General features: G+C 75.2%; 23 protein-coding genes. 17 read left to right on the top strand and 6 right to left on the bottom strand.

All coding sequences use genetic code 11. The annotated features are described in order from the left end of the window. Window positions 1–47 precede the first annotated feature (47 nt). Entirely contained in the window at window positions 48–947 is a 900-nt protein-coding gene (locus BM339_RS25535) for an oxygenase MpaB family protein (RefSeq protein ID WP_024935912.1), read from the bottom strand. Between the two features lie 216 nt (window positions 948–1,163). Between BM339_RS25535 and BM339_RS25530 the strand changes: the two genes are divergently transcribed. From BM339_RS25530 to BM339_RS25485, 10 genes are all read left to right on the top strand, one after another. Then, window positions 1,164–1,526, top strand: coding sequence for a hypothetical protein (locus BM339_RS25530; RefSeq protein WP_021599579.1), 363 nt, complete (start codon window positions 1,164–1,166; stop codon window positions 1,524–1,526). Window positions 1,527–1,704: 178 nt separating this feature from the next. Next, window positions 1,705–2,709, top strand: coding sequence for an ABC transporter ATP-binding protein (locus tag BM339_RS25525; RefSeq protein WP_075022444.1), 1,005 nt, complete (start codon window positions 1,705–1,707; stop codon window positions 2,707–2,709). Next, on the top strand, window positions 2,706–3,539 hold the full coding sequence (locus tag BM339_RS25520; protein ID WP_075022443.1) for an ABC transporter permease: 834 nt from the start codon (window positions 2,706–2,708) through the stop codon (window positions 3,537–3,539). The genes BM339_RS25525 and BM339_RS25520 overlap by 4 nt, the downstream gene beginning before the upstream one ends. Window positions 3,540–3,723: 184 nt before the next feature. After that, the gene (locus BM339_RS25515; RefSeq protein ID WP_075022442.1) at window positions 3,724–4,425 is read left to right on the top strand and encodes a TetR/AcrR family transcriptional regulator; all 702 of its coding nucleotides are present in this window, start codon (window positions 3,724–3,726) and stop codon (window positions 4,423–4,425) included. After that, a complete protein-coding gene (locus BM339_RS25510) occupies window positions 4,406–5,173 on the top strand; it encodes an ABC transporter ATP-binding protein (protein WP_021599575.1) in 768 nt (255 codons plus the stop codon). Before BM339_RS25515 ends, BM339_RS25510 begins: the two co-directional genes overlap by 20 nt. After that, the gene (locus tag BM339_RS25505) at window positions 5,170–7,539 is read left to right on the top strand and encodes an ABC transporter permease (RefSeq protein WP_143118588.1); all 2,370 of its coding nucleotides are present in this window, start codon (window positions 5,170–5,172) and stop codon (window positions 7,537–7,539) included. Before BM339_RS25510 ends, BM339_RS25505 begins: the two co-directional genes overlap by 4 nt. Before the next feature lie 66 nt (window positions 7,540–7,605). Beyond that, the gene (locus BM339_RS25500) at window positions 7,606–10,662 is read left to right on the top strand and encodes an FAD-binding and (Fe-S)-binding domain-containing protein (RefSeq protein ID WP_083597887.1); all 3,057 of its coding nucleotides are present in this window, start codon (window positions 7,606–7,608) and stop codon (window positions 10,660–10,662) included. Beyond that, the gene (locus tag BM339_RS48890) at window positions 10,659–11,738 is read left to right on the top strand and encodes an enolase C-terminal domain-like protein (RefSeq protein WP_021599272.1); all 1,080 of its coding nucleotides are present in this window, start codon (window positions 10,659–10,661) and stop codon (window positions 11,736–11,738) included. The genes BM339_RS25500 and BM339_RS48890 overlap by 4 nt, the downstream gene beginning before the upstream one ends. A 69-nt stretch (window positions 11,739–11,807) precedes the next feature. After that, a complete protein-coding gene (locus BM339_RS25490) occupies window positions 11,808–12,287 on the top strand; it encodes a MarR family winged helix-turn-helix transcriptional regulator (RefSeq protein WP_021599273.1) in 480 nt (159 codons plus the stop codon). Between the two features lie 85 nt (window positions 12,288–12,372). Further along, window positions 12,373–13,080: a DUF4142 domain-containing protein gene (locus BM339_RS25485; protein ID WP_075022440.1), complete on the top strand. Its 708-nt coding sequence runs from the start codon at window positions 12,373–12,375 to the stop codon at window positions 13,078–13,080. Here BM339_RS25485 and BM339_RS25480 read toward each other — a convergent pair. After that, the gene (locus BM339_RS25480) at window positions 13,077–13,940 is read right to left on the bottom strand and encodes an NAD-dependent protein deacetylase (RefSeq protein ID WP_244938565.1); all 864 of its coding nucleotides are present in this window, start codon (window positions 13,938–13,940) and stop codon (window positions 13,077–13,079) included. The two genes, BM339_RS25485 and BM339_RS25480, sit on opposite strands and share 4 nt — an antisense overlap. A 42-nt stretch (window positions 13,941–13,982) precedes the next feature. After that, window positions 13,983–14,969, bottom strand: a complete 987-nt coding sequence (gene pgfA / locus BM339_RS25475) for a cell envelope lipid trafficking protein PgfA (protein ID WP_024935916.1) — start codon at window positions 14,967–14,969, stop codon at window positions 13,983–13,985. Window positions 14,970–15,178: 209 nt separating this feature from the next. On the opposite strand from pgfA, the gene nirB reads away from it, so the two are divergent. The 7 genes from nirB (at window position 15,179) to BM339_RS25440 (ending at window position 21,948) form a co-directional block, all read left to right on the top strand. Further along, the gene (gene nirB / locus BM339_RS25470; RefSeq protein ID WP_075022439.1) at window positions 15,179–17,680 is read left to right on the top strand and encodes a nitrite reductase large subunit NirB; all 2,502 of its coding nucleotides are present in this window, start codon (window positions 15,179–15,181) and stop codon (window positions 17,678–17,680) included. After that, window positions 17,677–19,197 (top strand): FAD-dependent oxidoreductase, encoded by a 1,521-nt coding sequence (locus tag BM339_RS25465; RefSeq protein WP_021598769.1) that lies wholly within the window; start codon window positions 17,677–17,679, stop codon window positions 19,195–19,197. The genes nirB and BM339_RS25465 overlap by 4 nt, the downstream gene beginning before the upstream one ends. Before the next feature lie 24 nt (window positions 19,198–19,221). Then, window positions 19,222–19,743 (top strand): gamma carbonic anhydrase family protein, encoded by a 522-nt coding sequence (locus tag BM339_RS25460; protein WP_021598770.1) that lies wholly within the window; start codon window positions 19,222–19,224, stop codon window positions 19,741–19,743. A 13-nt stretch (window positions 19,744–19,756) separates the two neighbouring features. Continuing rightward, on the top strand, window positions 19,757–20,614 hold the full coding sequence (locus tag BM339_RS25455) for an amidohydrolase family protein (protein WP_021598771.1): 858 nt from the start codon (window positions 19,757–19,759) through the stop codon (window positions 20,612–20,614). Window positions 20,615–20,642: 28 nt separating this feature from the next. Further along, window positions 20,643–20,960, top strand: coding sequence for a DUF2470 domain-containing protein (locus tag BM339_RS25450; protein WP_075022438.1), 318 nt, complete (start codon window positions 20,643–20,645; stop codon window positions 20,958–20,960). Window positions 20,961–20,974: 14 nt separating this feature from the next. Further along, complete coding sequence (locus tag BM339_RS25445) at window positions 20,975–21,631, top strand: biliverdin-producing heme oxygenase (RefSeq protein WP_021598774.1); 657 nt, start codon at window positions 20,975–20,977, stop codon at window positions 21,629–21,631. A 131-nt stretch (window positions 21,632–21,762) separates the two neighbouring features. Further along, complete coding sequence (locus BM339_RS25440) at window positions 21,763–21,948, top strand: hypothetical protein (RefSeq protein WP_075022437.1); 186 nt, start codon at window positions 21,763–21,765, stop codon at window positions 21,946–21,948. Window positions 21,949–21,960: 12 nt separating this feature from the next. Here the strand turns inward: BM339_RS25440 and BM339_RS25435 are convergent, their stop codons facing one another. The 3 genes from BM339_RS25435 to BM339_RS25425 all read right to left on the bottom strand — a co-directional run bounded on the left by BM339_RS25435 (window position 21,961) and on the right by BM339_RS25425 (window position 25,334). Continuing rightward, window positions 21,961–23,379, bottom strand: a complete 1,419-nt coding sequence (locus tag BM339_RS25435; RefSeq protein WP_024935918.1) for an RNB domain-containing ribonuclease — start codon at window positions 23,377–23,379, stop codon at window positions 21,961–21,963. 100 nt (window positions 23,380–23,479) lie between these two features. After that, window positions 23,480–24,205, bottom strand: a complete 726-nt coding sequence (locus tag BM339_RS25430; protein ID WP_256255449.1) for a Crp/Fnr family transcriptional regulator — start codon at window positions 24,203–24,205, stop codon at window positions 23,480–23,482. Window positions 24,206–24,413: 208 nt separating this feature from the next. Next, on the bottom strand, window positions 24,414–25,334 hold the full coding sequence (locus BM339_RS25425) for a 5'-3' exonuclease (protein WP_081842771.1): 921 nt from the start codon (window positions 25,332–25,334) through the stop codon (window positions 24,414–24,416). Between the last annotated feature and the right edge of the window lie 53 nt (window positions 25,335–25,387).

Raw genomic sequence — 25,387 nt, 5'->3', positions numbered from 1 at the left:
CGTCCGGCGTGCGGCCGGCGCCGCCGCGGCCGGTGCCGCCGGGGCGGTCAGCCCGCGCGGCGCCGGGCCCGGCGGGCCGACAGGGTGCGGTCGACGCGGTAGGCCGCCAGGCGCACCAGCAGCGGCTCGGGCGGGCGCCGCAGCGGGCGGGGCGTCAGCCGGTGGGTGAGCGCGGCCGTCCGCAGCAGCGCCCCGGCCGCGCGGCGGCGGGCCGGGGTCCACGGCAGCCCGAACCCTTCGCGCAGCTCCTCCGGGAGGAGGGCGGCGGTGACCAGGCGGAACACGGCGAGCGCGGGGAACAGGGGGCGCAGCCGCCGCGGCCACAGGACGGCGGCGGCGACCTCCCTGGCGGTGCCGGTGACCTCCAGTGCCGCGAGCGTCTCGGCCATGTAGGCGCGGAACGCGGCCAGGTCCGGCGGCTGCGACTCCAGCGGGCAGCCGAGGACGTCGGCGACGATCCTTGCCTGGCGGTAGTAGGCCTCGGCGAAGCCGGGGTCGCCGCCGCCGCGCATGAGGCGCTCGTGGACGTGCAGGGCCGAGTCGATGAGGGTCGCGTTGACCCACAGCTGCAGGCCGGGGTCGTCGCCGGTGTAGCCGTCGCCGCGGACGGTGGTGTGGATGCCGCGGACCTTCGCCGCGACCCGCGCCACCTGCTCCGGCGTCCCGTAGGTGGTGATCAGCAGGAAGTCGAGCGTGCCGAACAGGCGGGCGAGGGGGCGGTCGGCGAAGTCGCTGTGCTCGGCGACGCCGCGCGCCACGGCCGGATGCGCCAGCTGCATCAGCAGGGCCCGCCCGGCGGCGAGGCCGACGAGCGGCTCGGACGCCAGCGCCCGCAGCACGTCCCGGTCGGCGAGCAGGCCGGCGAGCCGGTCCCCGGCCTCGCCGGGGGACCCCGCGCCGGGACGGGCGGCGGGGCGCTCGGTCGGGATGCGGGGTGTGGCGGGCACGGAACCTCCCGGGGGTCGGAGCCTGCCCCGCCATCCTCCCGCACCTATTGACAGACGGTCAATAACGGGGGATCCGTCTGTCCAGCCCCGAAGTTCGCCGATGATGCGAAACCGGCACGGGCCGCCACGATCCGATGCGACAATCGGGGACGCCCGGCCGCCATGAGACCGTGGGAGCCGGGCACCCCCATGTTTACCCCGAGAAAGGTCCCGACCGTGGCCATCCGCGACAAGATGCGCGCCAACGCGGCCCACGTCCTGCAGCCGGGCGAGAACATCCAGGCGGTGTTCGGCGCCCAGACGACGAGCCAGTACTTCGCCCTGATCTCGTACTGGATCATCATCTTCAGCAACGCCTACCGGGTCGTCGTGGTCACCGACCGCCGCATCCTGGTGTGCCGGTCCGGGCGGATGCGCATGACCCCCGTCAACGAGGTCCTGCGCGAACTGCCGCGCAACACCCGCATCGGCCCCCCGAGCGGCCTGTGGTGGCGGTGCGAGACGCTCGGCGAGCGCCTGTACGTCCACAAGCGGTTCCACAAGGACGTCAACGCCGCCGACGGCGTCACCGCGTCCTGACCCCGCCCGGAAAGCCGGACGAGACGCCCTCCCCGCCGCGTGGAGGGCGTCTCGCCTTTCCGGCCTCATGCCGGAGGCGGAGACGGATCGGCTTGCAGGAGGATCCGCGCCCGCACCGCCCCGCGCTAGTGTGATCGCGATCACCTGTATTCGTGACGGACGAGCCTGGGAAGAGGGCATGATCGAGGCGGAGAACCTCACCAAGCGCTACGGCGACAAGACCGCCGTGGACGACCTGTCGTTCACGGTCATACCCGGGCGGGTCACCGGGTTCCTGGGCCCGAACGGCGCCGGGAAGTCGACCACCATGCGGCTGCTGCTCGGCCTGGACCGCCCCGACCGCGGCGACGCCCGCATCCAGGGCCGCCACTACCGCGACCTGAACGCCCCGCTGCGCGTCGTCGGCGCGCTGCTGGAGGCCCGCGCCGTGCACACCGGCCGCAGCGCCTACAACCACCTGCTGTGCCTGGCGCAGACGCAGGGCATCGGCAAGAAGCGCGTCGACGAGGTCGTCGAGCTCGTCGGGCTCACCGGTGTCGCCCGCAAGCGCGCCGGCGGCTTCTCCCTCGGCATGGGGCAGCGGCTCGGCATCGCCGCCGCCCTGCTCGGCGACCCGTCCGTGCTCGTCCTGGACGAGCCCGTCAACGGCCTCGACCCCGAGGGGATCGTCTGGATCCGCACCCTCATGCAGCACCTCGCCGCCGAGGGCCGCACCGTGTTCGTCTCCAGCCACCTCATGAACGAGATGGCCGTCACCGCCGAGCACCTCATCGTCATCGGCCGCGGCCGGCTGATCGCCGACTGCTCCACCGAGGAGTTCATCGAGCGCTCGACCGAGAAGACCGTGACCGTCCGCAGCCCCGAGGCCGGGCGGCTCGCCGACGCCGTCGCGGCCGAGGGCGGCAAGGTCGCCCCGGGCGAGGGCGACCTGATCACCGTCACCCACATGGAGGCGCCGCGCGTCGGGGAACTCGCCGCCGCCGAGGGCATCGTCCTGCACGAGCTCACCCCGAGCCGCGGCTCCCTGGAGGCGGCGTTCATGGAGCTGACCCGCGAGAGCGTCGAGTACGGCGCGGCCGGCGGCACCGCTCCCGCGGCGGCCCCCGCGGCCGTTCCCGCGGCCCCGCCCGGAGCCGTCCCCGAAGCGCCGCCCGTCCCCGCCGAGGAGGGGGAGTCCCGATGACCACGGCCACCACCGAGCCCGCCGCGGGCGCCCAGGCCCACCCCCGGCCCGGCTTCGGGCGGCTCCTCATCGCCGAATGGACGAAGATCCGCACGGTCCGGTCCACGCTGTGGTCGCTGATCCTGCTCGTCATCCTCGACCTCGGGTTCACCGCGCTGTTCGTCGGGCTCACCGTCGCGCAGTGGGACGACATGCAGCCCGGCGACCGCGCCCAGGTCACCGCCGACCCGGTCAGCATGATCCTCGGCAGCGGGTTCTTCCTCAGCCAGCTCACCGTCTGCGTCCTCGGCGTCCTGGTGATCGCCTCCGAGTACTCCACCGGCATGATCCGCGCCAGCCTGCTCGCCGTGCCGCGGCGGCTGCCGATGCTGTGGGCCAAGGCCCTGGTGTTCTCCCTGGTCGTCCTCGTCCTCGGCATCGCCGTGTCGTTCGTGTCGTTCTTCATCGGCGCCGCCTTCCTCGGCAGCAAGGTCGAGGTGTCCCTCGGTGACGAGGGCGTGCTGCGCGCCGTCATCGGCGGCGGCCTCTACCTGGCCATGCTCGGGCTGTTCGCGCTGGCGATCGGCGCGATCGTGCGGCACTCCGCCGGCGGTATCACCGGCGTGATCGGCTTCGTCCTCGTGCTGGCGCCGCTCGCGGCGCTGCTCCCCGGCAGCATCGGCGAGCACGTCCACGCCTACCTGCCCTCCGAGGCCGGCACCCTGATCGCCAAGGCCCACCAGGGCCCCGACGACCTGCTCACCCCCTGGCAGGGCTACGGCGTGTTCACCCTGTGGACCGTCGCGCTGCTCGCCCTCGCCGCGTTCCTCCTCAAACGCCGCGACGCCTGACACCGGCCGGACCGTCCCCGCGTGAGCCGCCCGCGGGGACGGCCCCGCACCCTCATCTCCGCCCCCGAGGCCCAGCCCGGGGGCGTTTCGCAGACCTGACGTTTGCATACTGCAAAGATCCGGTCTACCGTTTGGGCAGTCGCTTTAAGCGAGTGACCAAAACGGTGATCCGGGGGGAGCGGACATGGCGGACGACGCGGTGCCGACGCGGCTGCGGCTGCTGGAGGCGGCCGTCGCGGTGATGGCCGAGAGCGGCTGGGCCGCCGTCACCTCGCGGGTGGTGGCGGACCGGGCACAGGCCAACAACGCCCTCGTGCACTACTACTTCGGGTCGGTCGGCGCGCTGCGCCGGGCCGCGGTCATGCACGCCGTGGAGCAGGAGCTGGAAGGCCCCGTCGAGGCGATCCTGAGGGCACGCGACGTCCTGGACGGCGTCACCGAGGCCGTCCGGGACCTCACCGGCCGCACCGCCGACACCCCCGGCCGGCGCGTCGTCATGGAAGCGCTCATGCACGGCCTCCGCGACGGCGAGCTGCGCGCCGAGAGCGAGCGGCAGATCCGCGTGTTCCGGGACCTGCTGGCCTCCCGGCTCACCGAGGACAGGGCGGCCGGGCTGCTGCGCGCCGACGCCGACCCCGCCGCCCTCGCGGTCGTGCTCACCGCGCTCATCGACGGGCTGCTCCTGCACGCGCTGATCGCCCCCCGCACCGACGCCGGCGCGTCGATCGCCGGGCTGACGGCGCTGCTCCGGCCGCCCGCCGCACCGGCCACCGTGCCCGGGCCCGGCGACGGCGAAGACCACCACGAAGACGACAACAAAGACGACAACAAAGACGACAACAAAGACGACGACGAAGGAGGCGGCGATGACGCGACACGGCCATGAGCGGGCGGCCGTCCAGGACGACCGCGGCGGGCACGGCGAGCCGCCGCCCGCGGTGCTGCTGCGCGGGGCGCGCAAGACCTACGGCACCGGCCCGGCCGAGGTCCACGCGCTCAGGGACGTGGACCTGGAGGTGCGGCGGGGCGAGTTCGCCGTCCTGCTCGGACCCTCCGGATCGGGCAAGACGACCCTGCTCAACCTCATCGGCGGGATCGAGCCCGCCACCGCGGGCGAGGTCATCGCCGGCGGCCGCGACATCACCGGCCTCGGCGAGGACGCCCGCACCGCCTACCGGCGCGACACCGTCGGGTTCGTCTTCCAGTTCTTCAACCTCGTTCCGTCGCTGACCGCGCTGGAGAACGTCCGGCTGGTCGCCGAGCTGACCGGCCGCGGCGACCGGGAGCGGTCGCGGGCCGCGCTCGCGGCCGTCGGGCTCGCCGAGCGCGCCGGCCACTTCCCGGCGCAGCTGTCGGGCGGCGAGCAGCAGCGCGTCGCCATCGCCCGCGCCATCGCCAAGGACCCCGCGCTGCTGCTGTGCGACGAGCCCACCGGCGCGCTGGACCTGGAGACCGGACGCGGCGTCCTGCGCGTCCTGCAGGACCTCAACCGGCGGGGCCGCACGGTCCTGGTCGTCACCCACAACGCCGCGATAGCCGCCCTCGCGCACCGCACGATCCGGATGCGCTCCGGCGCCGTCGTCGACGTCACCGCGCAGGCCTCCCCCGCCACCGCCGACGAGGTGACGTGGTGAGCACCCTCACCGTCAAGCTCCGCCGCGACCTGCGCCGCCGCCCCGCCCAGCTGGTGTCGGCGGCGGTGCTGGTGATGCTCGGCGTCGCCCTGTTCGGCGCCTCCTACGACGCCTACCGGAACCTGGACACCGGGTACGAGGCGCTCTTCGGGAAGTACCGGTTCGCCGACCTCACCGTCACCGGCGGCGACACCGCCGCGATCGCCGCGCGGGCCGGGGCCCGCCCCGGCGTCCAAGCCGTCACCGCCCGGACCGTCGCCGACGTCCCGCTGCGCATGCCGGACGGCGCCACCCTCGTCGGGCGCGTCGTCGGGCTCCCCGCCACCGCGCAGCCCGCCGTCAACCGGGTGAAGGTCCTCGACGGCCGCTACCTCGACCCCGCCGCCCCCGCGGGCGTCCTCGCCGAGAAGCACCTCGCCGACCACGCCCGCCTCGAGCCCGGCTCCGAGGTGGCCGTGTGGGACGGGCGCGCCTGGCGGAACCTCGGCGTGCGCGGCACCGCGTCCTCACCCGAGTACCTGTGGCCCGCCGCCGACCGCCAGAACGTGCTGCCCGCGCCCGGATCGTTCGGCGTCCTGTTCGTGCCCGAGCCGCTGGCCCGCCGGATCGCCGGCACCGCGGCCCCCAACCAGGTCGCGGTGTTCTACACCGGCGCCGGGCGCCGCGACGCCGCCCGGCTCGACGCCGCCCTGTCCGCCGCCGCCCGCGGCCACGGCGCGGGGGCGGCACTCACCCGTGCCGAGCAGCCCAGCAACGCCACCCTCACCGAGGACATCAAGGGGTTCTCCGAACTGGCCGTCATGTTCCCGATGATGTTCCTCGCCGCCGCCGGCGTCGCCGTCTACGTCGTGCTGACCCGCCGCGTCGCACGCGACCGCGTCGTCATCGGGACGCTGCGCGCCAGCGGGTTCCGCCGCCGGACGCTCGTCGCGCACTACCTGGCCACCGGGGTCGCCGTCGGGCTCGCCGGCTCCGTCCTCGGCGTCGCCGCCGGGCTCCTGCTCGCCGGGACCGTCACCCGCATGTACGCGGACGCGATCGGCCTGCGTGAGACGCTGGTGTCGATCCGCGCGTCCACCGTGGCGGCCGGCCTGGCGTTCGGCGTGGCCGCCGGCGCCCTCGCAGCCCTGGCCCCCGCGGCGTCGGCCGCGCGCGTCCCGCCCGCCGAGGCGATGCGCGGCACCGTCCCCTCCACCCGCGGCGGCGGGCTCCTCGCCCGGCTCCAGCGATCCGTCCCCGCCGCGGGACGGCTGCCCGCCGGCGCGTGGCTGGTGCTGCGCGGACCCACCCGCCAGCTCCGCCGCACCCTCTACACGATGGCCGGCGTCGTCCTCGCGCTCGTCCTGATCCTGGTCTCCTGGGGGATGCTCGACTCCTCCCGGGCGACCGTCTCCCGGCAGTTCGACCAGGTCCAGCGGCAGGACGCCGAACTCACCCTCGCACGCCCCGCCGACGCCGCCACGCTCAAGGCCCTGGCCGGGACGAAGGGCGTGCGCGCCGCCGAACCGTCCGCCCACGTCCCCGTCACGATCACCGCGGGCGGCCGGGAGTACTCCACCACCGTCGTCGGGCTGCCCGCCCGCACCCGCATGCACCGGTTCCTCACCCCCGGCGGCGGCGAGCGGACCCTGCCCGGCGAGGGCGCCCTCATCGGCGCGGCCCTGAAGGACAGGCTCGGCCTGGACACCGGCGACCGCGTCGGCCTCCGCCTCGGCGACGGCCGCACCGTCACCACCACCGTCGCCGGATTCGTCGACGAGCCGCTCGGCACCCGCGCCTACGCCACCCTCGGCCAGGTCGCCGCGTGGGCGCCGGCAGCCGGACCCGGCACCGTCCTCGTCCGGTTCGACCCCGGCGCCGACCGCGCCGCCGTCGAACGCGCCCTGTCGGCGCGGCCCGGTGTCCTCGCCTACACCGACGCCCGGGCGCTCGAGCAGACCATGGACGACTACATGGACCTGTTCTACGTGTTCGTCGCCGTCATGCTCGTCTTCGGCGGCCTGCTCGCCTTCACCGTCCTGTTCGCCACCCTGTCGGTCAACCTCGCCGAACGCGGCACCGAACTGGCGACCCTGCGCGCCTCCGGCGTCGGCCGCAGGCGGCTCGCCCGGCTCGTCACCGCGGAGAACCTCCTCGTCGTGGCCGCCGGCGCCGTCCCCGGCCTGATCGCCGGGCGGCTCGCCACCGGCGCGTTCCTCGGCGCCTTCAACAGCGACCTGATGGCGTTCCGCACCGACATCCGGCCCGCCACCTTCGCCTGGTCCGCGCTCATCGTGATCGCCGTCGCCTGGCTGGCGCAGCGCCCCGGCCTGCGGGCCCTCGCCCGCATGGACCTGGCCGCCCTCGTCCGCGAGCGGACCGGCTGACCACGTCCGCCGAATAAACGGGGCCGGTCCACGGTTGAACCGCGGAGCCCGGGTAGTCGTACCGCCATGGCGGTTTCGGTGAAGAAGACCAGGAGGGACCGGCGGCGCGCGGGCGCGACCGCCCGCGGGGCGGACGGCCTGCGGCGCGCGCTCGCCGAGCGGGTCGACGGCGAGATCCGGTTCGACCCCGGATCACGCGCCGCCTACTCCCACGACGCGTCCAACTACCGGCGGCCCCCCATCGGGGTGGTGGTGCCGAGAACGGTCGAGGCCGGTGCCGAGACCGTCCGGGTCTGCGCCGAGCACGACGTGCCCGTCCTGTCGCGCGGCGGCGGGACGAGCCTGGCCGGGCAGTGCGTCAACGAGGCCGTCGTCATCGACTGGTCCAAGTACTGCCACCGCCTGCTCTCGGTGGACCCGGACGCGCGCCGCGCCGTCGTGGAGCCCGGCGCCTGCCTGGACGACCTCAACGGCGAGCTGTCCGCGCACGGCCTCATGGTCGGGCCCAAGCCGTCCACCCACGACACCTGCACGATCGGCGGGATGATCGGCAACAACTCCTGCGGCGCGTCCGCGCAGGCGTACGGGAAGACGGCCGACTCCGTCGCCCGGCTCGAGGTGCTCACCTACGACGGGCTGCGCATGTGGGTCGGGGAGACCTCCGACGAGGACTACGAGGCCATCCAGGCCGCGGGCGGGCGGCGCGCCGAGATCTACCGGGCGCTGCGCGCCCTGCGCGACGACGGCATGGAGCTCGTCCGCACCCGCTACCCCGACATCCCCCGCCGCGTGTCCGGCTACAACCTCGACGCGCTGCTGCCCGAGAAGCACTTCGACGTCGCCCGCGCCCTCGTCGGCTCGGAGGGCACGCTGGTCACCGTGCTGCGCGCCGAGATCCGCCTCATGCCGGTCCCCGAGCACGAGGCGCTCGTCGTCCTCGGCTACGACGACATCGCCGCCGCCGGCGACGCCGTCCCCCGCGTCCTGCCGTCCCGGCCGCTCGCCCTGGAGGGCATGGACCACACCCTCCTCGACCTCGCCGAACAGGACCGCCTCGCCGGACCCGACGTGCTGGCCGAGATGCCCGAAGGCGCCGGCTGGCTCATGGTCCGCCTCGGCGGCGCCACCCAGGACGAGGCGGACGAGCGGGCCCGCGCCCTGATCCGGCACATGCAGGACGGGCCGGACCCGCCGCGCTGCGGCTTCCTGCACGACCCCACCGAGGAGGAGCGGCTCTGGAAGGTCCGCGAGGCCGGGCTCGGCGCCACCGCCTACCCGCCCGGGCACCCCGACACCCACGAGGGCTGGGAGGACGCCGCCGTCCCGCCCGACCGGCTCGGCGACTACCTGCGCGACTTCCGCGCCCTCATCCGCGAGTTCCGCTATGACCCCGTCGCCCTCTACGGGCACTTCGGGCAGGGCTGCGTGCACACCCGCATCCCGTTCGACCTGGCGGACGAGTCCGGCGCCGCGCGGTACCGGGAGTTCGCCGGGCGCGCCGCCCGTCTCGTCGCCTCCTACGGCGGCTCCCTGTCCGGAGAGCACGGCGACGGCCAGTCCCGCGGCGAACTCCTGCCGGTCATGTTCGGCGCGGAGGTGGTCCGGCTCTTCGAGCGCCTCAAGGCGATCTTCGACCCGGGCGACCGGATGAACCCCGGCAAGATCGTCCACCCGTACCGGCTCGACGAGGACCTCGACCGCCTCTCCTACCACCCGGACGAGCCGGACACGCACTTCTCCTTCCCCGGCGACCGCCACCGGTTCACCCACGCCGCCGCCCGCTGCGTCGGCATCGGCAGGTGCCGTGCATCGTCGGGCGGGGTGATGTGCCCCAGCTACCGGGTCACGGGGGAGGAGGAGCATTCCACCCGCGGCCGGGCCCGCATCCTCATGGAGATGATGCGCGGCATGCCCGCCGGCGCCCCGCCCGGGGACGGCCTGACCGGGGACGGCCTGCCGGACCCGTCCGCGCCCGGACCGGCCGGCGCCGCCGTCATCACCGCCGGGTGGCGGTCCGAGCACGTCCGCGACGCCCTCGACCTGTGCCTGGCCTGCAAGGGATGCCGCAGCGACTGCCCCGTCAACGTGGACATGGCCACCTACAAGGCCGAGTTCCTCGCCCACCACTACCGGCACCGGATCCGGCCGCCCGCGCACTACACCATGGGCTGGCTGCCGCTGTGGGCCCGGATCGCCGCGCTCGCGCCCGGCGCCGCCAACACCGCGCTGCACCTGCCCGTCCTGGCCGCGATCGCCAAACGGGCCGGCGGCATCGACCCGCGCCGCGACCTGCCCCGCTTCGCCCGCCGCCGGTTCACCGACCGGTTCAAGGACCGCCCCCCGCGCGGCGGCGGCCGGCGCGTCGTCCTGTGGCCCGACACCTTCACCGACGCCTTCCACCCGAACATCGCCGAGGCCGCCGTCCGCGTCCTGGAGGCCGCCGGATACCGGGTCGAGGTGCCGCCCGTCCCGGTGTGCTGCGGCCTGACCTGGATCTCCACCGGGCAGCTCGGCATCGCCGCCCGCGTCCTGCGGCGCACCGTCCGCGCGCTCGCCCCGCGGCTGCGCGAGGGCGTCCCCGTCGTCGGGCTCGAGCCCAGCTGTACCGCCGTGTTCCGCGCCGACGCCCCCGAGCTGATGGAGGGCGACCCCCTGGAAGACGACGTGAGACGGCTGCGGGACCAGACCAGGACCCTCGCCGAACTGCTCGACGAGCACCAGCAGGAGACCGGCGGCGCCTCGCCCCTCGCCTCCCACGGCGCCGTCGCCGGGCTCGACACCCCCCGGGTGCGCGCGATCGCCCAGCCGCACTGCCACCAGCACGCGATCATGGGCTTCGGCGCCGACCGCCGCGTCCTGTCCCGCGCCGGCGTCGAGGCGGAGGTCCTCGACGCCGGGTGCTGCGGACTCGCCGGGAACTTCGGCTTCGAGGCCGGCCACTACGAGACGTCCACCGCCATCGCCGAGCAGGGCGTGTGGCCCGCCGTGCGGGACGCCGCCCCCGGGACGGCCGTCCTCGCCGACGGGTTCTCCTGCCGGACCCAGATCGAGGCGGGCACCGCCGCCCGCCCCCGCCACCTCGCCGAGCTCCTCGCCGGCCTGCTGCCGGAGGACGGCCGGTGACCGCGCTCGCCGCGTCCGCCTACACCGTCCCCACCGACGCGCCCGAGGCCGACGGCACGCTGGCGTGGGACTCCACCACGCTCGTGCTCGCCGAGGCCCGGCACGGCGGCCGCACCGGCCTCGGCTGGACCTACGGCCCGGCCGCCGCCGCGGACCTGATCGGCGGCCTGCTGGAGCCCGCGGTCCGCGGCACCGACCCGATGGACGTGCCGCGCGCCCACGAGGCCATGCGGCGCGCCGTCCGCAACGCCGGGCGCCCCGGCACCGCCGCCATGGCGGTCTCCGCCGTCGACACCGCGCTGTGGGACCTCAAGGCCCGGCTCCTGGACCTCCCGCTGCACCGCCTGCTCGGCACCGTCCACGACACCGTGCCGGTGTACGGGTCGGGCGGGTTCACCACCTACGACGACGCGCGGACCCGCGCGCAGCTGCGGCACTGGTCGGCCGACCTCGGCATCCCCCGCGTCAAGATCAAGATCGGGGAGTCGTGGGGCCGCGCCGAGGACCGCGACCTCGCCCGCCTCCGCCTCGCCCGCGCCGCCGTCGGCGACGGCGCGGACCTGTACGCCGACGCCAACGGCGCCTACACCGTCAAGCAGGCGATCCGGGTCGCCCGCCTCGCCGAGGACACCGGGCTGCGCTGGTTCGAGGAACCGGTCACCTCCGACGACCTGCCCGGCCTGCGCGCCGTCGCCGCCGCGGCGGCCTGCGAGGTCGCGGCGGGGGAGTACGGCTACGACCTGCCGGACTTCGTCCCGCTGATGGACGCCGTCGACTGCCCGCAGGCCGACGCCACCCGCTGCGGAGGCCTCACCGGGTTCCTGCGCGTCGCCGCCCTCGCCCGCGCCCACCAGCGCGACCTGTCCGCCCACTGCGCCCCGCACCTGCACGCCGCCGTCATGGCGGCGATCCCGAACGCCCGGCACATCGAGTGGTTCCACGACCACGTCCGCGTCGAGGCGACGCTCTTCGACGGATGCCTGTCCCCGGCCGGCGGGACGGTCCGCCCCCGCGACGAACCCGGCAACGGCCTCACGCTGCGCGCGGAGGAGGCCGGTGCCTACCGCGTGGCCTGACCCGCCATTGACTGGAGCGTTCCGTGGAGGGGTTGGCGCCCACCCGGCCCCGCGTTGTAGAAAGTCGTCATGAGCGAGCGGGCGGACGACGGCGTCGACGAGGTCACCTCGGCGCTGCTGACCGCGTCCCGGCTGCTGGTGGCCATCTCCGTGCGCTCCCTGGCCGCCGTGGAGGACGCCGTCACGCTGCCGCAGTTCCGGCTCCTGGTCGTCCTGTCCTCCCAGGGGCCGGCCAAGCTCGTCACGCTCGCCGGGCTGCTGGAGGTCAACCCGTCCACCGCGATGCGGATGGTGGACCGGCTCGCCGCCGCCGGGCTCGTCGACCGGCAGGCCAGCCCCGACAGCGGCCGGGAGATCCGCATCCAGCTCACCGCCGCCGGGCGCGCCATCGTCGACGACGTGACGGCCCGCCGCCGTGCCGACATCGCCGCGGTGGTGTCCCGGATGCCGGTCGGCCAGCGGCACGTCCTCGTCGACGCCCTGCGCGCCTTCACCGACGCCGGCGGCGAACCCCGCGTGCCCACCCTGGTCCAGCTCGGCTGGACCTGACCGCCCCGCGGTGAACCGTCCGGCCCGGACGCGCGTACCGCTGCGTAACGCCCGAACTCTCGACCGATCCGAAAGGCGGCCGCCGATGCGCACCCCCCGACCGGCCATCGCGGCGAGCGGCCTCGTCGCGGCGCTGCTCCTCGGCGCCTGCACGCCGGTGGGCCGCCAGGCGACCGACGGCGGTGCGGTGGCGCCCCAGGCCGGCAACGACGACGCGGCCCAGTCCACCGTCAACACCCGCTTCGGCCCGCTCGGCCCCGCCGACCGCGCCCTCATCGTGTCGATCCGGCAGGCCGCGCTGTGGGAGATCCCCGTCGCCCGGGACGCCCAGCGCCGCGCCGCCCGGGCCGCCACCCGCCGCAACCTCGCCGAGATCGCCCGCCGGCACGTCCGGCTCGACACGCTGGACCGCAACGTCGCCGCCCGGCTGAACGTCCCGCTGCCGAACCAGCCCACCCCCGACCAGCAGAGCTGGATGTCGGAGATCAGCGGCAAGTCCGGCAACGAGTACGACCGGACGGCCGTCGCCCGGATGCGGACCGCGCAGGGCCAGACCTACACGATGATCGGCGCGGTCCGCGGCAGCACCCGCAACACCCTCATGCGGACCTTCGCCGAGCAGGCCGAGCCGTTCGTCCGCGCCAACCTCAAGCTCCTGGAGGGCACCGGCTTCGTCACCGGCGACACCCTGCCCGACCCGCCGCGGGTCACCGACGCGCCGCCGCCCGCCAACCAGGGCCGGGCCGCGAGCCCCGCGCCGCCCGTGACCACCGTCCTGGGCGGCGGGCGCTAGGCGTCCAGCTCGCCGAGCAGGGCGCCGAGGGTCGCGCCGAGCGGCGCGTCGACGGTGACCAGGGCGTGTCCGTCGCCGCGGGTCGCGCCCCGGTTGACGATCGCGACCGGGACGCCGTGCCGCGCCGCGTGCCGGACGAACCGGTACCCCGACAGCACCGTCAGCGACGACCCGAGCACCAGCAGCGCCCCCGCCCGCTCGGTCAGGGCGTAGCAGTCCTGGACGCGGGCCGGCGGCACGTTCTCCCCGAAGAAGATCACGTCCGGTTTGAGCGGGCCGCCGCACCGTTCGCAGCCCACGATGCGGAACTCCTCGACCGCCGCGTCGGCGAGGACGGCGTCGCCGTCGGGATTGACCGCCTCGGGGGAGACCGCCGCGGCCCGCTCCTCCCAGCCGGGATTGGCCGCGCGCAGGCGCTCCTCCAGCCGGACCCGCGGGGTCCGCTCGCCGCAGGACAGGCACACGACCCGGTCCAGCGCGCCGTGCAGCTCGATCACGCCGTCCGCCCCGGCGGCCTGCTGCAGCCCGTCGACGTTCTGCGTGATGATCCCCGACAGCAGCCCCCGCCGCTGCAGCGCGGCGACCGCCCGGTGCCCGGCGTTCGGGCGGGCCCGCGCGATGTGCCGCCACCCGAGATGGCTCCGCGCCCAGTAGCGGCGGCGCGCCGCCTCGCTCCCGGTGAAGGCCTGGTAGGTCATCGGCTCCGCGCGCCGGCGCCGCCCCGTCTCCCCGCGGTAATCGGGAATGCCCGACTCGGTCGACAGGCCCGCGCCGCTCAGCACCACCACGTCGCCGTCCGAGACGAGGTCGGCCAGCACCCGCAGGCGGGTCCCCGTCCCGTCCTCAGCAACCTCAGTCACCACTCCATGGTGCACGACCGGGACGGGTGGCCGGGCGCCGTCCTACCGGCCCGCCCGGGGGCCCGCGGGCCGCCGGTGGTGGACCGCCCCGCGCGGGCGCCGCTCCCGCCGCCCGCCCCGCAGGGTGAGCGGCAGGCCCGCCACGGCGAGCAGCAGGCCGCCCCCGCCGGCGGCGAGCGGCCCCACGGTCTCCAGCAGGCGGATCTTCCGCGCGCCGTCATCCGACCTGCCGATCAGCGCCTTGCGCGACTCGGGCGTCATCCGCAGGGTCAGGTCGGCGACCACCAGGCGGCCGGGCCCCTCCTTCGGACGCAGCGTCGACAGCACCCGCTGCCGCTGGTCGATCGGCGCGCCCGTCCGCGGATCGACCCAGTACGTGGCCTCGGCCTGGTAGTAGCGGTCCACCGGCACCGCCGCGCCGACTCCGCGACGCCCGAGCAGCTCGCCCGGCACCGGGGGCAGCTCACCGGTCACCTTCGTCTCCGGAATGCGCGCCACGAAGCGGTAGGCGGACACGCCGGCGACGCGCTCCTCCCCGTCGAAGGAGACCGGCCACGTGCGCCGCGTCGCCGGGTCGAACAGCTCCAGGCCCCGCCTGCGGGCGTCCACCGGCCAGAACAGGCCGATCCCCGACATGCGCACCCCGGTGTCGCCCTGCACCGCCGCGCCGCAGCAGTTCCGCAGCTGCCCGGTGCGCCGGTCGAAGGCGTACCGCTGCTTCTGGATCTCGATCGTGGTGCCGCGGCCGACGTCCTGGACGATCGTCGTGGTGTCCCAGACGGCGACCCCGTCATGGGTGGAGCCGGGATCGCCCCGGATCGTGTTGGTCGCCACCACCGTGGCGCCCGAGCGCGGCGTGGCCGACGCGGCGTCCAGATAGGAGGCGTTCTCGGCCCTCAGCCGCGTGACCTGGTACACGTCCGGCGGCGCGCCGATCAGCGTCGGGGCCACGTAGAACCGGGTGAGGACGGCGGCGGCGAGGAGGAACACGCCGAGGCCGATGAGGGACGCACCGATGATCCGTCGCACTGTCCTGCCCTTCATCATCCGACCTTCTCGTACAGATCCCCCGAAGGAAACGGATTCGGCGCACGACTTCGCCGGGTCCGCGCGCCCGCCCGGCCGGCCGCCACCGTCCCCGCCCCGCCTGGCGGGCGGGGCCGGAGTGAGGGCCAGTTAACGTGTGGGTGACATCCGGGATCCATACGGGAAATACGGGCCGCCGAAGATCGGGGCTCATGGGAGCCGACAGCAAACCGGACAAACGGCTGGTCGTGGCGGGCCACGGACCGGCCGCGCACCGCCTGGTGGAGGCCCTGCGCGAACGCGACGCCGCCGGGACGTGGACGATCACCGTGATCGGCGAGGAGCCCCGCCCCGCCTACGACCGGGTCGCGCTGACGACCCACCTGGAGGGCGCCGACCTGGCCTACCCGGCGCACGGCGGCGGGGTCACCGTGCGCACCGGCGAACGGGTCACCGCCATCGACCGCGCCGCCCGCACCGTCACCACCTCGGCGGGACGCGAGGAGCCCTACGACGCGCTCGTCCTCGCCACCGGGTCGGCGCCGTTCGTGCCGCCCGTCGAGGGCCGCGACCTGCCCGGCGTGTTCGTCTACCGCACCATCGACGACCTGGACGCCATCCGCGAGTACGCGCGGGGCCGGACCACCGGCGCCGTCGTCGGCGGCGGGCTGCTCGGCCTGGAGGCCGCCCGCGCCCTGCAGGGCCTCGGGCTGCGCAGCGGCGTCGTCGAGGTCGCGCCCTGGCTGATGCCCCGCCAGGTCGACGAGGGCGGCGGCGCGATGCTGCGCCGCCACATCGAGGCCCTCGGCATGGCCGTGCACGCCGGCACCCCGATGCGCGCCCTGGAGGCCGGCGACGACGGCGCGGTCCGCCGCGTCGTGCTCGACGGCGGCGCGGAGATCGACGCCGAGGTCGTGGTGTTCTCCGCCGGCATCCGCCCCCGCGACGAGCTGGCCCGCGGCTGCGGCCTGCCGGTCGGGGAGCGCGGCGGGATCGTGGTGGACGACTCCTGCCGCACCGAGGACCCCGCCGTCTGGGCGATCGGCGAGTGCGCCCTCGTCGGCGGCGCCGTCCACGGGCTCGTCGGGCCCTGCTTCTCCATGGCCGAGGTCGTCGCCGACCGGCTGCTGTCCGACACCAGCACCGCCGTGTTCGAGGGCGCCGACATGTCGACCAAGCTCAAGCTGATGGGCGTGGACGTCGCCAGCTTCGGCGACCCGTTCGCCGGACCCGAGCAGGGCGCGCTCGGCGTCACCTACACCGACCCCGTCGCCGGCGTCTACAAGAAGCTCCTGGTCAGCGACGACGCGCAGACCCTGCTCGGCGGCGTCCTCGTCGGCGACGCCGAGTCGTACGGGACCCTGCGCGCCTACGTCGGCGGCGGCCTGCCCGGCGCGCCCGAGCAGATGCTGTTCGGCGGGACCGAGACCGCGGGCGGCGACCTGCCCGGCGCCACCGTCATCTGCTCCTGCAACAACGTCACCGCCGAGGGCATCCGCTGCGCGATCGCCGACCACTCCCTCACCGACGTCCCCGGCGTGAAGGACTGCACCCGCGCCGGGACGAGCTGCGGCAGCTGCGTCCCCCTCGTCAAGCGCATCCTGGACGCCGAGCTCACCGCCGCCGGGATCGAGGTCAGCAAGGCCCTGTGCGAGCACTTCGACTACAGCCGCGCCGAGCTGTTCGACATCGTCCGCGCCGGGCAGGTCACCAGCTTCACCCAGCTGGTCGAGGAGCACGGGACCGGCCGCGGCTGCGACATCTGCAAGCCCGCCGTCGCCTCCATCCTCGCCAGCCTCGGCAACGGCCACATCCTGGAGGGCGAGCAGGCCGCCCTGCAGGACACCAACGACCACTTCCTGGCGAACCTGCAGAAGAACGGCACCTACTCGGTCGTCCCGCGCGTCCCCGGCGGGGAGATCACCCCCGAGAAGCTCATCGTGATCGGCGAGGTCGCCCGCGACTTCGGCCTCTACACCAAGATCACCGGTGGGCAGCGGATCGACCTGTTCGGCGCCCGCGTCGAGCAGCTCCCCGACATCTGGCGGCGGCTCGTCGACGCCGGGTTCGAGTCCGGGCACGCCTACGGGAAGGCGCTGCGGACCGTGAAGTCGTGCGTCGGGTCGACCTGGTGCCGCTACGGCGTCCAGGACTCCGCCGCGATGGCGATCCGCCTGGAACTGCGGTACCGGGGACTGCGCGCCCCGCACAAGCTGAAGTCCGCCGTGTCCGGATGCGCCCGCGAGTGCGCCGAGGCGCAGAGCAAGGACTTCGGCGTCATCGCCACCGAGAACGGCTGGAACCTCTACCTCGCCGGGAACGGCGGCATGCGGCCCCGGCACGCCGACCTGTTCGCCACCGACCTCACCGACGACGAGCTGATCACCTACATCGACCGGTTCCTGATGTTCTACATCCGCACCGCCGACCGGCTGCAGCGCACCGCCGGCTGGCTGGAGGCCCTCGACGGCGGACTGGACTACCTCCGCGAGGTCATCGTCGACGACCGGCTCGGCATCTGCGCCGACCTCGACGCCGCCATGGAGCGCCACGTCGCCGCCTACTCCGACGAATGGCGCGACACCCTGGACGACCCCGAGCGGCTCGGCCGGTTCGTCTCGTTCGTCAACGCCCCCCACACCCCCGACCCGAGCATCGCCTTCGCGGTCGAGCGCGACCAGATCAAACCCCTTCCCCTGGAGGTGAAGCGGTGAGCACCGCAGCCGCGGCGGGCCGCGACGCCGGCATCGTCGTCGTCGGCAACGGCATGGCCGGCTCGCGGTTCGTCGGCGAACTGCGCGCCCGGGACACCGCGACCCCGGTCACGGTGTTCGGCGCCGAGCGGCAGCGCCCCTACAACCGGGTACTGCTGTCCAACGTCCTCGCCGGGATGACCCGCCCCGACCACATCAGCCTCGTCGACACCGCCTGGTACGCCTCGCACGGCGTGGACGCCCGGCTCGGCGTCGAGGTCACCCGCATCGACCGCGAGGCCCGCACCGTCCACGCCTCCGACGGCACCGCCACCCCCTACGCCACCCTCGTCCTCGCGACCGGCAGCACCGCGTTCATCCCGCCGATGCCCGGCCTCGAGGACGGCCTGCCGCAGGGCGCGCTGGTGTTCCGCACGCTCGACGACTGCCGCCGCATCTCCGAACTGGCCGACTCCGCGCGGCGCGCGGTCGTCGTCGGCGGCGGCCTGCTCGGCATCGAGGCCGCCCGCGGGCTGATGGGCCGCGGGCTGGAGGTGACCGTCCTGCACCTGGCCGGGCACCTCATGGAACGCCAGCTCGACCCCGCCGCCGGGAAGGTCCTCGCCCGCACCCTCGCCGCCCTCGGCATCGGCACCCGCCTGCAGTCCAACGTCGCCGCGCTGCGCACCGCCGGCGGCGCGGTCACCGGCGTCGAGCTGGCCCTGCCCGGCGGCGGCACGGAGGTCATCGACACCGACCTGGTGATCCTGTCGTGCGGCGTCCGGCCCGAGGTGTCCCTGGCCCGCGACACGGGACTGGCGATCGGCCGCGCCGTGATCGTCGACGACGAGCTGCGCTCGGTCACCGACCCCGCCGTCCGCGCCATCGGCGAGTGCTCCGAGCACCGCGACGAGGTCTACGGGCTGGTCGCGCCCGCCTGGGAGCAGGCGGGCGTGCTCGCCGGTCTCCTCGCCGGCACCGACCCCGGCGCCCGGTTCACCGGCGCCCGCCAGATCACCCGCCTCAAGGCCGCCGGCATCGAGCTGGCGTCGATGGGGGAGACCCACTTCGGCGACGATGACGACGACGTGGAGGTCGTCCGGTTCACCGACTCCGCCCGCGGCACCTACAAGAAGGCCGTCATCCGCGACGGCCGGCTGATCGGCGCGATCCTGCTCGGCGAGACCTCCACCGCCGGCACCCTCACCCAGCTGTACGACCGGGCCGCGCCGCTGCCCGCCGAGCGCCTCGGCCTGCTGTTCCCCGGCGTCGGCGCCGCCGCCGAGGCCGAATCGCCGCTGCGGATGCCCGACGCCGCGACCGTCTGCCAGTGCAACAACGTCAGCAAGGGACAGATCCGCGCCTGCTGGCAGGCCGGCGCCCGCACCGCCGCCGACATCGCGCGCGAGACCCGGGCGAGCACCGGCTGCGGGAGCTGCCGCGGCGCCGTGGAGGGCATCGTCGCCTGGCTCGACGAGCAGGACTCGGTGGACGCCCAGGACCCGGCGGGCACCCGGGACTCGATGGACGCCGCCTGACACGGCGCGGGTAGGCTCCGCCGCATGGCCGTCTACGCGCTGGGAGACCAGGTACCCGACATCCATCCGTCCGCGTACGTCCACCCGGACGCGACCGTCATCGGGTCGGTGACCCTCGGGGAGGACGCCACCGTGTGGCCCGGCGCCGTGCTGCGCGGCGACTACGGGACGATCACCGTCGGCGCCCGCACGTCCGTCCAGGACGGCACCGTCGTGCACACCACCGCGCGGTGGCCGACCGTCATCGGCGCCGACTGCGTGATCGGCCACAACGCCCACCTGGAGGGCTGCGTCGTCGAGGACCGCTGCCTCGTCGGATCCGGGTCCGTCGTCCTCAACCGCGCCCGCGTCGGCACCCGCGGCGTGGTCGGCGCCGGCGCCGTCCTCACCGAGGGCGGCGCCGTCCCGCCCGAGCACACCGCCCTCGGCGTCCCGGCCCGCGCCCGCCCCGGCGGGATCGACGAGAAATGGCACGCCGAGGCCGTCGCCATGTACGTCGGGAACGGCCGCCGCTACGCCGCCGAACTCACCCGGATCCAGCCCTGACCCGGAGGCGTTGATGCTCGACGGACGCCCGCTGGTCGACGCGCACGTGCACACCGCCCGGCTGCCGACGCTGCCGCCGGCCTGGCGGCAGTGGGCCGAGGAGTTCGGCTCCTCCCACCCCTGGCAGGACCTCTACGACGCCGACGGCACCCTCGTGCCCGAGCGGGTCGACGCCTACTTCGAGGGCGAGGGCGTCGACATCGCCCTGCTGCTGTGCGAGTACAGCCCGAAGACCACCGGCACGCAGCCCATCGAGGACCTGGTGCCGCTCCTCAAGCACAACCCGCGGCGCTTCAGGCCCATCGCCAACGTCAACCCGCACCTGCACTACCCGATCGGCGACGAGGTCGAGCGGCAGCTGCGGTTCGGCGCCGCCGCGCTCAAGCTGCACCCCGTCCACGGCGGGTTCAGCGTCGCCGACCCGGAGCTCTACCCCGCCTACGAGGTGTGCCGCGACGCGGGCCTGCCCGTCGTCGTGCACTGCGGCACCAGCTCCTTCCCCGGCTCCGCCAACCGGTACGCCGACCCCGCGCCGGTCGACGACGTGCTGCGGCTGTTCCCCGGCCTGACGTTCGTCCTCGCGCACGGCGGGCGCGGCTGGTGGTACGACGCCGCCGCGTTCCTCGCGCTGTCCCGCGAGAACGTGTGGATCGAGCTGTCCGGGCTGCCGCCCCGCCGGCTCCCCGAGTACTACGCCCGGTACGACCTGGAGCGCCTGGCCCGCAAGTTCGTCTACGGCACCGACTGGCCCGGCGTCCCCGGCGTCGCCCGCAACGCCCGCGCCGTCGCCGCCCTCGGCCTCGGCGAGGAGACCCTGGCCCTCGTCCTCGGCGGCAACGCCCTGCGGGTCTACAAAGGCCTGTCCGTTTAGCCGCCGCCCACCGGAAAGGACCCCACCCATGACCGACGCGGACCCCTTCGGCGACGACGTCGTGGAGCAGATCAAGCGGCACATGAACGACGACCACGCCGCCGACTGCCTCACGATCTGCCGCGCGCTCGGCGACCGGCCCGGCGCGACCGCGGCCAGGATGACCGGAATGGACGCCACCGGCATCGAGTTCGCCGTCACCGACGGCGGCGCCGAGCACCCGGTCCGGATCCCCTTCAGCGAGCGGCTCACCGCACGGCCGCAGGTGCGCCACGAGGTCGTCCGCATGACCCACGAGGCGCGCGCGGCGCTCGGCGCCCCACTGGACGTTCCCGACGGTGCGTAGGTAACGTAGCCGACATGGCGTCGGAAAACGCGTCGTTCTCCGCGCGGCTGCGAGCCGCCACCTGGAGCGACCACGGGGACAACGAGACCTCGGCCTACATGAGCGCGCTGGTCGAGGGCCGGCTCGGCGGCGAGGAGTACGCCGCCCTGGTGGCCCAGCTGTACCCCGTCTACGACCTGCTGGAGCGGGCCGCCGACCGGATGGCCCGCGACCCGGTCGCCGGCCCGTTCGACCTCGCCGGCCTGCGCCGCCGCGACGCGCTGGAGGCCGACCTGGCCCACTTCCACGGGCCGCGCTGGCGCACCCGCGTCCGGCCGAACGAGGCGACGGCCCGCTACTGCGACCGCCTCCGCGAGGTGTGCTTCGACTGGCCGGGCGGGTTCGTCGCGCACCACTACACCCGCTACCTGGGCGACCTGTCCGGCGGGCAGTACATCGGGGTCCAGGTGCGCAAGACCCTGGAGCTGTCGGCCGGCGACGACGGCGTGCGCTTCTACCGCTTCCCCGGCAAGCCCAAGGCCTACAAGGACCGCTACCGCGCGCTGCTGGACGCCGCCCCCTGGGACGCCGCCGAGCAGGACCGCGTCATCGCCGAGGTCAAGGCCGCCTACCGGCTCAACGCCGCCGTCACCGCCGAACTCGGAGAGCACCTGCGCCTCGACGCCGCGTAGCGGCCGGGGACGGGCTGTCGTGCCCGGTATCGGGTGACCGAAAAGCGCCGGCGGTTTGCCCGACCGGCCCGGGGAGATCCGGTAGGCAGCCGAGGGGCCCGCGCCAGGGCCCCCGACCCACGGAGGCCGACATGCTCGCGATCGTCGCCGCGATCGTCTTCGCCCTTGCCCTGCTCTTCGACCTGGCCGACTACGCGTCCGACGCCATCAACAACGGGACGCTGACCGTCCTCGGCCTGCTGCTCATCGCGCTGCACTTCGCCGGCGTCGGGACGAGCACGAACTGGCGCCCGCGCCGCTCCGGCCGCCGCCGGTGACCCGCCCCGCGGTCACGCCACGGGGGAGAACAGGACCCGGCGCCGCGCCGGGTCCGCCTCCTCCAGCCGCACCTTGACCTGCTCGCCGAGCGGCAGCCCCGCCCCCTCGCAGCGGCCGAACACCGGCGGCGCCACGAGCTGGACGCGCCCGCCGGAGCCGTCGGCGCTGACGTCCACCACCACCGCGTCGAACACCTCGCCGACATGGTCGCGCAGCAGCAGCGCCTCCACCAGGTCGACGCACGCGTGGTCGACGTCGGCGCCCCGCCGCAGCGCCCGCTGCATCACCTCGGGCAGGCCCGGCAGCGCCTCCCGCGCCCAGCCCGGCACGGGGCGCCCCGCCGCCAGCGCCAGGCAGACCTCGGAGGCGTACCGGTCCGCCAGCCGCCGGATCGGCGCCGTGACGTGCGCGTACGGCGCCGCCACCGCGGCGTGCACGGCCTGCTCGGGCGGCGCCCCGTCGAACGCGGTGTAGCCGGCGCCGCGCATCAGCGCCGCCGCGTCGTGCAGGAACGCCGCGTGCCGGGGCAGGGACGGGTCGAGCGCGCGGACGATGTCACCGTAGGAGGCGTCCCCCGGCCAGGCGACGCCGAGCGCGCGGGCCGCCAGCCGCAGCCGCCCGACCGCCTCGGCGGGCGCGGGCGGCATCGTGCGCAGCAGCCCGACGCCGCCGGCCAGCATCAGCCGGGCCGCGGCCCGCCCGGTCAGCAGCGAGATCTGCGCGTTCCACGCCTCGGTCGCGAGGTCGCCGCGCAGCTTCAGCGCCCACCCGCCGCCGGCGTGCACGACCTCCTGCTCGGGCAGCGGCAGGCTCACCCCGCCGCGCGCCGCCTCCGCCGCGATCAGCCGCTCGCCGATCTCGCCGAGCAGCGCGATCCGCGGGTCGCCGTCGTCGTGCCGGGCGGTGGCGTAGTCGAGCCGGTCGCGGCTGCGGACGATCGCGCGCCGCACGTCCACGCCGGTGATCCGGCCCGCGTCGTCGATGTCGATCGTCCACGCCACGGCCGGGCGGTCCCGGCCCGGCAGCAGGCTCGCGCTGCCCTCCGACAGGGGGCGCGGATGCAGCGGCGAGTTCGCGTCCGGCAGGTAGAGCGTGACGCCCCGGGCGCGGGCCTCGGCGTCCAGGGCGCCGCCCGGCGTGACGAACCCGGCCACGTCCGCGATCGCGTACCGCACCCGGTGCCCGGACCCGCGCCGCTCCAGGTGCATCGCCTGGTCCAGGTCCATCGAGCCGGGCGGGTCCAGCGTGAAGAACGGCACGTCGCGCAGGTCGGCGCGGCCGTCGGCCGGCACGCCGGCCCCCGCGGCCTCGGCGAGGACGGCGGGCGGGAACGCGCCGGGCACCGAGTACTCGGCGCGGATCCGGTCGAGCCCCGCGCGGACCTCGGCGTCGGCCTCGGCGGTACGCAGTCGCAGCGGTCGGCGCGGCACAGAACCGAGCGTACGGGACGGACGCGCCGTCCTAATCCGAATCTACAATGTAAAGGCGCGCGTCCGGTGCGCACCCACCCCCGGCGCCGCGCGAGCGGGTTCAGTCCTCGGGGCTCTGCGCGAACGCCCGCAGCCGCGCCGGGTCCTCCACGGTGATCTTGCGCCAGCCGGTGCTGACCAGCCCCTCGCGCCGGAGCGTGGCCAGCGCCCGCGCCACCGTCTCCCGGGAGGCGTCCATCCAGCTCCCGAGCTCCTCCTGCGACAGCGGGGGACCGATGGCGATCGCGCCGTCCGGCCCCGGCGGGACGTGCCGCGCCGACAGCTCGGCGAGCCCGTCCAGCAGCAGGGCCAGCCGCCGGGCGCCCTGCGCCGACACGTGCGCCTGCAGCCTGCGGTCGGCGTCGTCGAGCCGCCGCACGAACGTGCCGCTGACCAGCAGCCACACGCGGGGATGGGCGTCCAGGAACGCGGTGAACCGGGCCGCGGGCACCACCAGCGCCCGGACGTGGTCGAGCGCCTGGACGGTCGCCGACCGCTCCCGGCGGCCGAGCACCGCGCTCTCGCAGACCAGGTCGCCGGGCCCGCGCACGGCGAGCACCACCACGCGGCCGTCCTCGCCGGCGGAGGTGACCTTCGCCCAGCCCGACTCGATGATGATGATGTGGTCGGAATCGTCGCCCTGATAGCACAGGGGCACCCGCGGGGCGTAGGTCCGCGACCGGCCGGAGGTGCGCAGCGCCGCGCGCTCCGGCACGTCCAGCGCGTCCCAGAATCCGCCGCCGGGGCTCGCGGCGGGACCGCCGCGGGGAATGGTCCGCTCACTCACGGCACGTCCGTCTCCGGTCCGGGGTTCGGGGTGAACCGGCACCCGCGGCAGATGGGGGGAGTGGGGCGGTGAGGCCCAGTGCCGCGGGTACCGGTCGCCTGCATGTGCCTATGAGAACCCCTCACTGTTCCGCATGCTGCACGCCGGGGAACGCGCTGTCTGCGTCTTCTGACACTTTTGGCGTAAATTGCAGTGAAATCTCGGACGGTCAGCGGGAGAGGGCGTTCAGCAGGCGGTTGACGGGGCTGGAGAGGTTCCAGCGGTCCGCGAGCTCCACGAGGGCCGCGGCGTCGCGCGGCTCGGCGGGCAGCCGGTCGTCCAGCCCCGCCAGCTCGGGCGCGTCGATGTCGGTGACGACCCGGACCACCGTCTCGGCCGCGGCGAGGTACTCGCGGGCCGCCTCCATCCGGCGGCGGGCGCCCGCCGGGAACCCCTCGTCGGTGCCCGCGTCGAGGGCCGCGAGGATGCCGCCGACCGACCCGAACCGGGTGACCAGCGCCGCCGCGGTCTTGTCGCCGACGCCCGGCACGCCGGGCAGCCCGTCGCTCGGGTCGCCCCGCAGCGTCGCGTAGTCGCCGTAGCCGCGGCCCGGGATGCCGTACTTGGCCGCGACCTCCTTCTCGCCCATCACCTGCAGGTTCCGGATGCCCCGCGCCGTGTACAGGACGGCGACCGGACCGGCGTCGTCGACGAGCTGGAACAGGTCGCGGTCGCCGGTCACGATGTCGACCGGCCCCTGCGCGCCGCCCCGGACGGCCAGCGTCCCGATCACGTCGTCGGCCTCGTAGCCGGGGACGCCCGCGCGCGCCAGCCCGAACGCGTCCAGCACCTGGTCGATGATCGGAAGCTGCGCCTCCAGCGCGTCCGGCGTCTGGTCGCCGCCGTCGCCGGCGACGCGGTGCGCCTTGTAGGACGGCAGCGCGGCCACCCGGAACGCGGGCCGCCAGTCGGCGTCCATGCAGCACACAAGGCGGTCGGGTCGCCGGTCCTGGACGAGCCGCGCGATCATGTCGATGAGGCCGCGCACCGCGTTCACCGGCGTGCCGTCGGGCGCCTTCACCGACTCGGGCACCCCGAAGAAGGCGCGGAAGTACAGCGACGGCGTGTCCAGCAGCATCAGCCCACCCATGACGCACATGCTGCCACGCGGGTCCGACGCCGCGCCGCTCCGCCGCTCCTGCG

Source organism: Actinomadura madurae, from assembly GCF_900115095.1.
In the GTDB taxonomy this organism is placed as follows: Bacteria; Actinomycetota; Actinomycetes; order Streptosporangiales; family Streptosporangiaceae; genus Spirillospora; species Spirillospora madurae.
This window is presented reverse-complemented; position numbering and strand designations above follow the sequence as displayed.

Excerpts from the sequence above, each read along its gene's own strand:
- BM339_RS25525 (WP_075022444.1), top strand. The coding sequence starts at position 1,705 with ATGATCGAGGCGGAGAACCTCACCAAGCGCTACGGCGACAAGACCGCC.
- BM339_RS25520 (WP_075022443.1), top strand. The coding sequence starts at position 2,706 with ATGACCACGGCCACCACCGAGCCCGCCGCGGGCGCCCAGGCCCACCCC.
- BM339_RS25515 (WP_075022442.1), top strand. The coding sequence starts at position 3,724 with ATGGCGGACGACGCGGTGCCGACGCGGCTGCGGCTGCTGGAGGCGGCC.
- BM339_RS25510 (WP_021599575.1), top strand. The coding sequence starts at position 4,406 with ATGACGCGACACGGCCATGAGCGGGCGGCCGTCCAGGACGACCGCGGC.
- BM339_RS25500 (WP_083597887.1), top strand. The coding sequence starts at position 7,606 with ATGGCGGTTTCGGTGAAGAAGACCAGGAGGGACCGGCGGCGCGCGGGC.
- BM339_RS25490 (WP_021599273.1), top strand. The coding sequence starts at position 11,808 with ATGAGCGAGCGGGCGGACGACGGCGTCGACGAGGTCACCTCGGCGCTG.
- BM339_RS25485 (WP_075022440.1), top strand. The coding sequence starts at position 12,373 with ATGCGCACCCCCCGACCGGCCATCGCGGCGAGCGGCCTCGTCGCGGCG.
- nirB (WP_075022439.1), top strand. The coding sequence starts at position 15,179 with ATGGGAGCCGACAGCAAACCGGACAAACGGCTGGTCGTGGCGGGCCAC.
- BM339_RS25460 (WP_021598770.1), top strand. The coding sequence starts at position 19,222 with ATGGCCGTCTACGCGCTGGGAGACCAGGTACCCGACATCCATCCGTCC.
- BM339_RS25455 (WP_021598771.1), top strand. The coding sequence starts at position 19,757 with ATGCTCGACGGACGCCCGCTGGTCGACGCGCACGTGCACACCGCCCGG.
- BM339_RS25450 (WP_075022438.1), top strand. The coding sequence starts at position 20,643 with ATGACCGACGCGGACCCCTTCGGCGACGACGTCGTGGAGCAGATCAAG.
- BM339_RS25445 (WP_021598774.1), top strand. The coding sequence starts at position 20,975 with ATGGCGTCGGAAAACGCGTCGTTCTCCGCGCGGCTGCGAGCCGCCACC.
- BM339_RS25440 (WP_075022437.1), top strand. The coding sequence starts at position 21,763 with ATGCTCGCGATCGTCGCCGCGATCGTCTTCGCCCTTGCCCTGCTCTTC.
- BM339_RS25425 (WP_081842771.1), bottom strand. The coding sequence starts at position 25,334 with ATGGGTGGGCTGATGCTGCTGGACACGCCGTCGCTGTACTTCCGCGCC.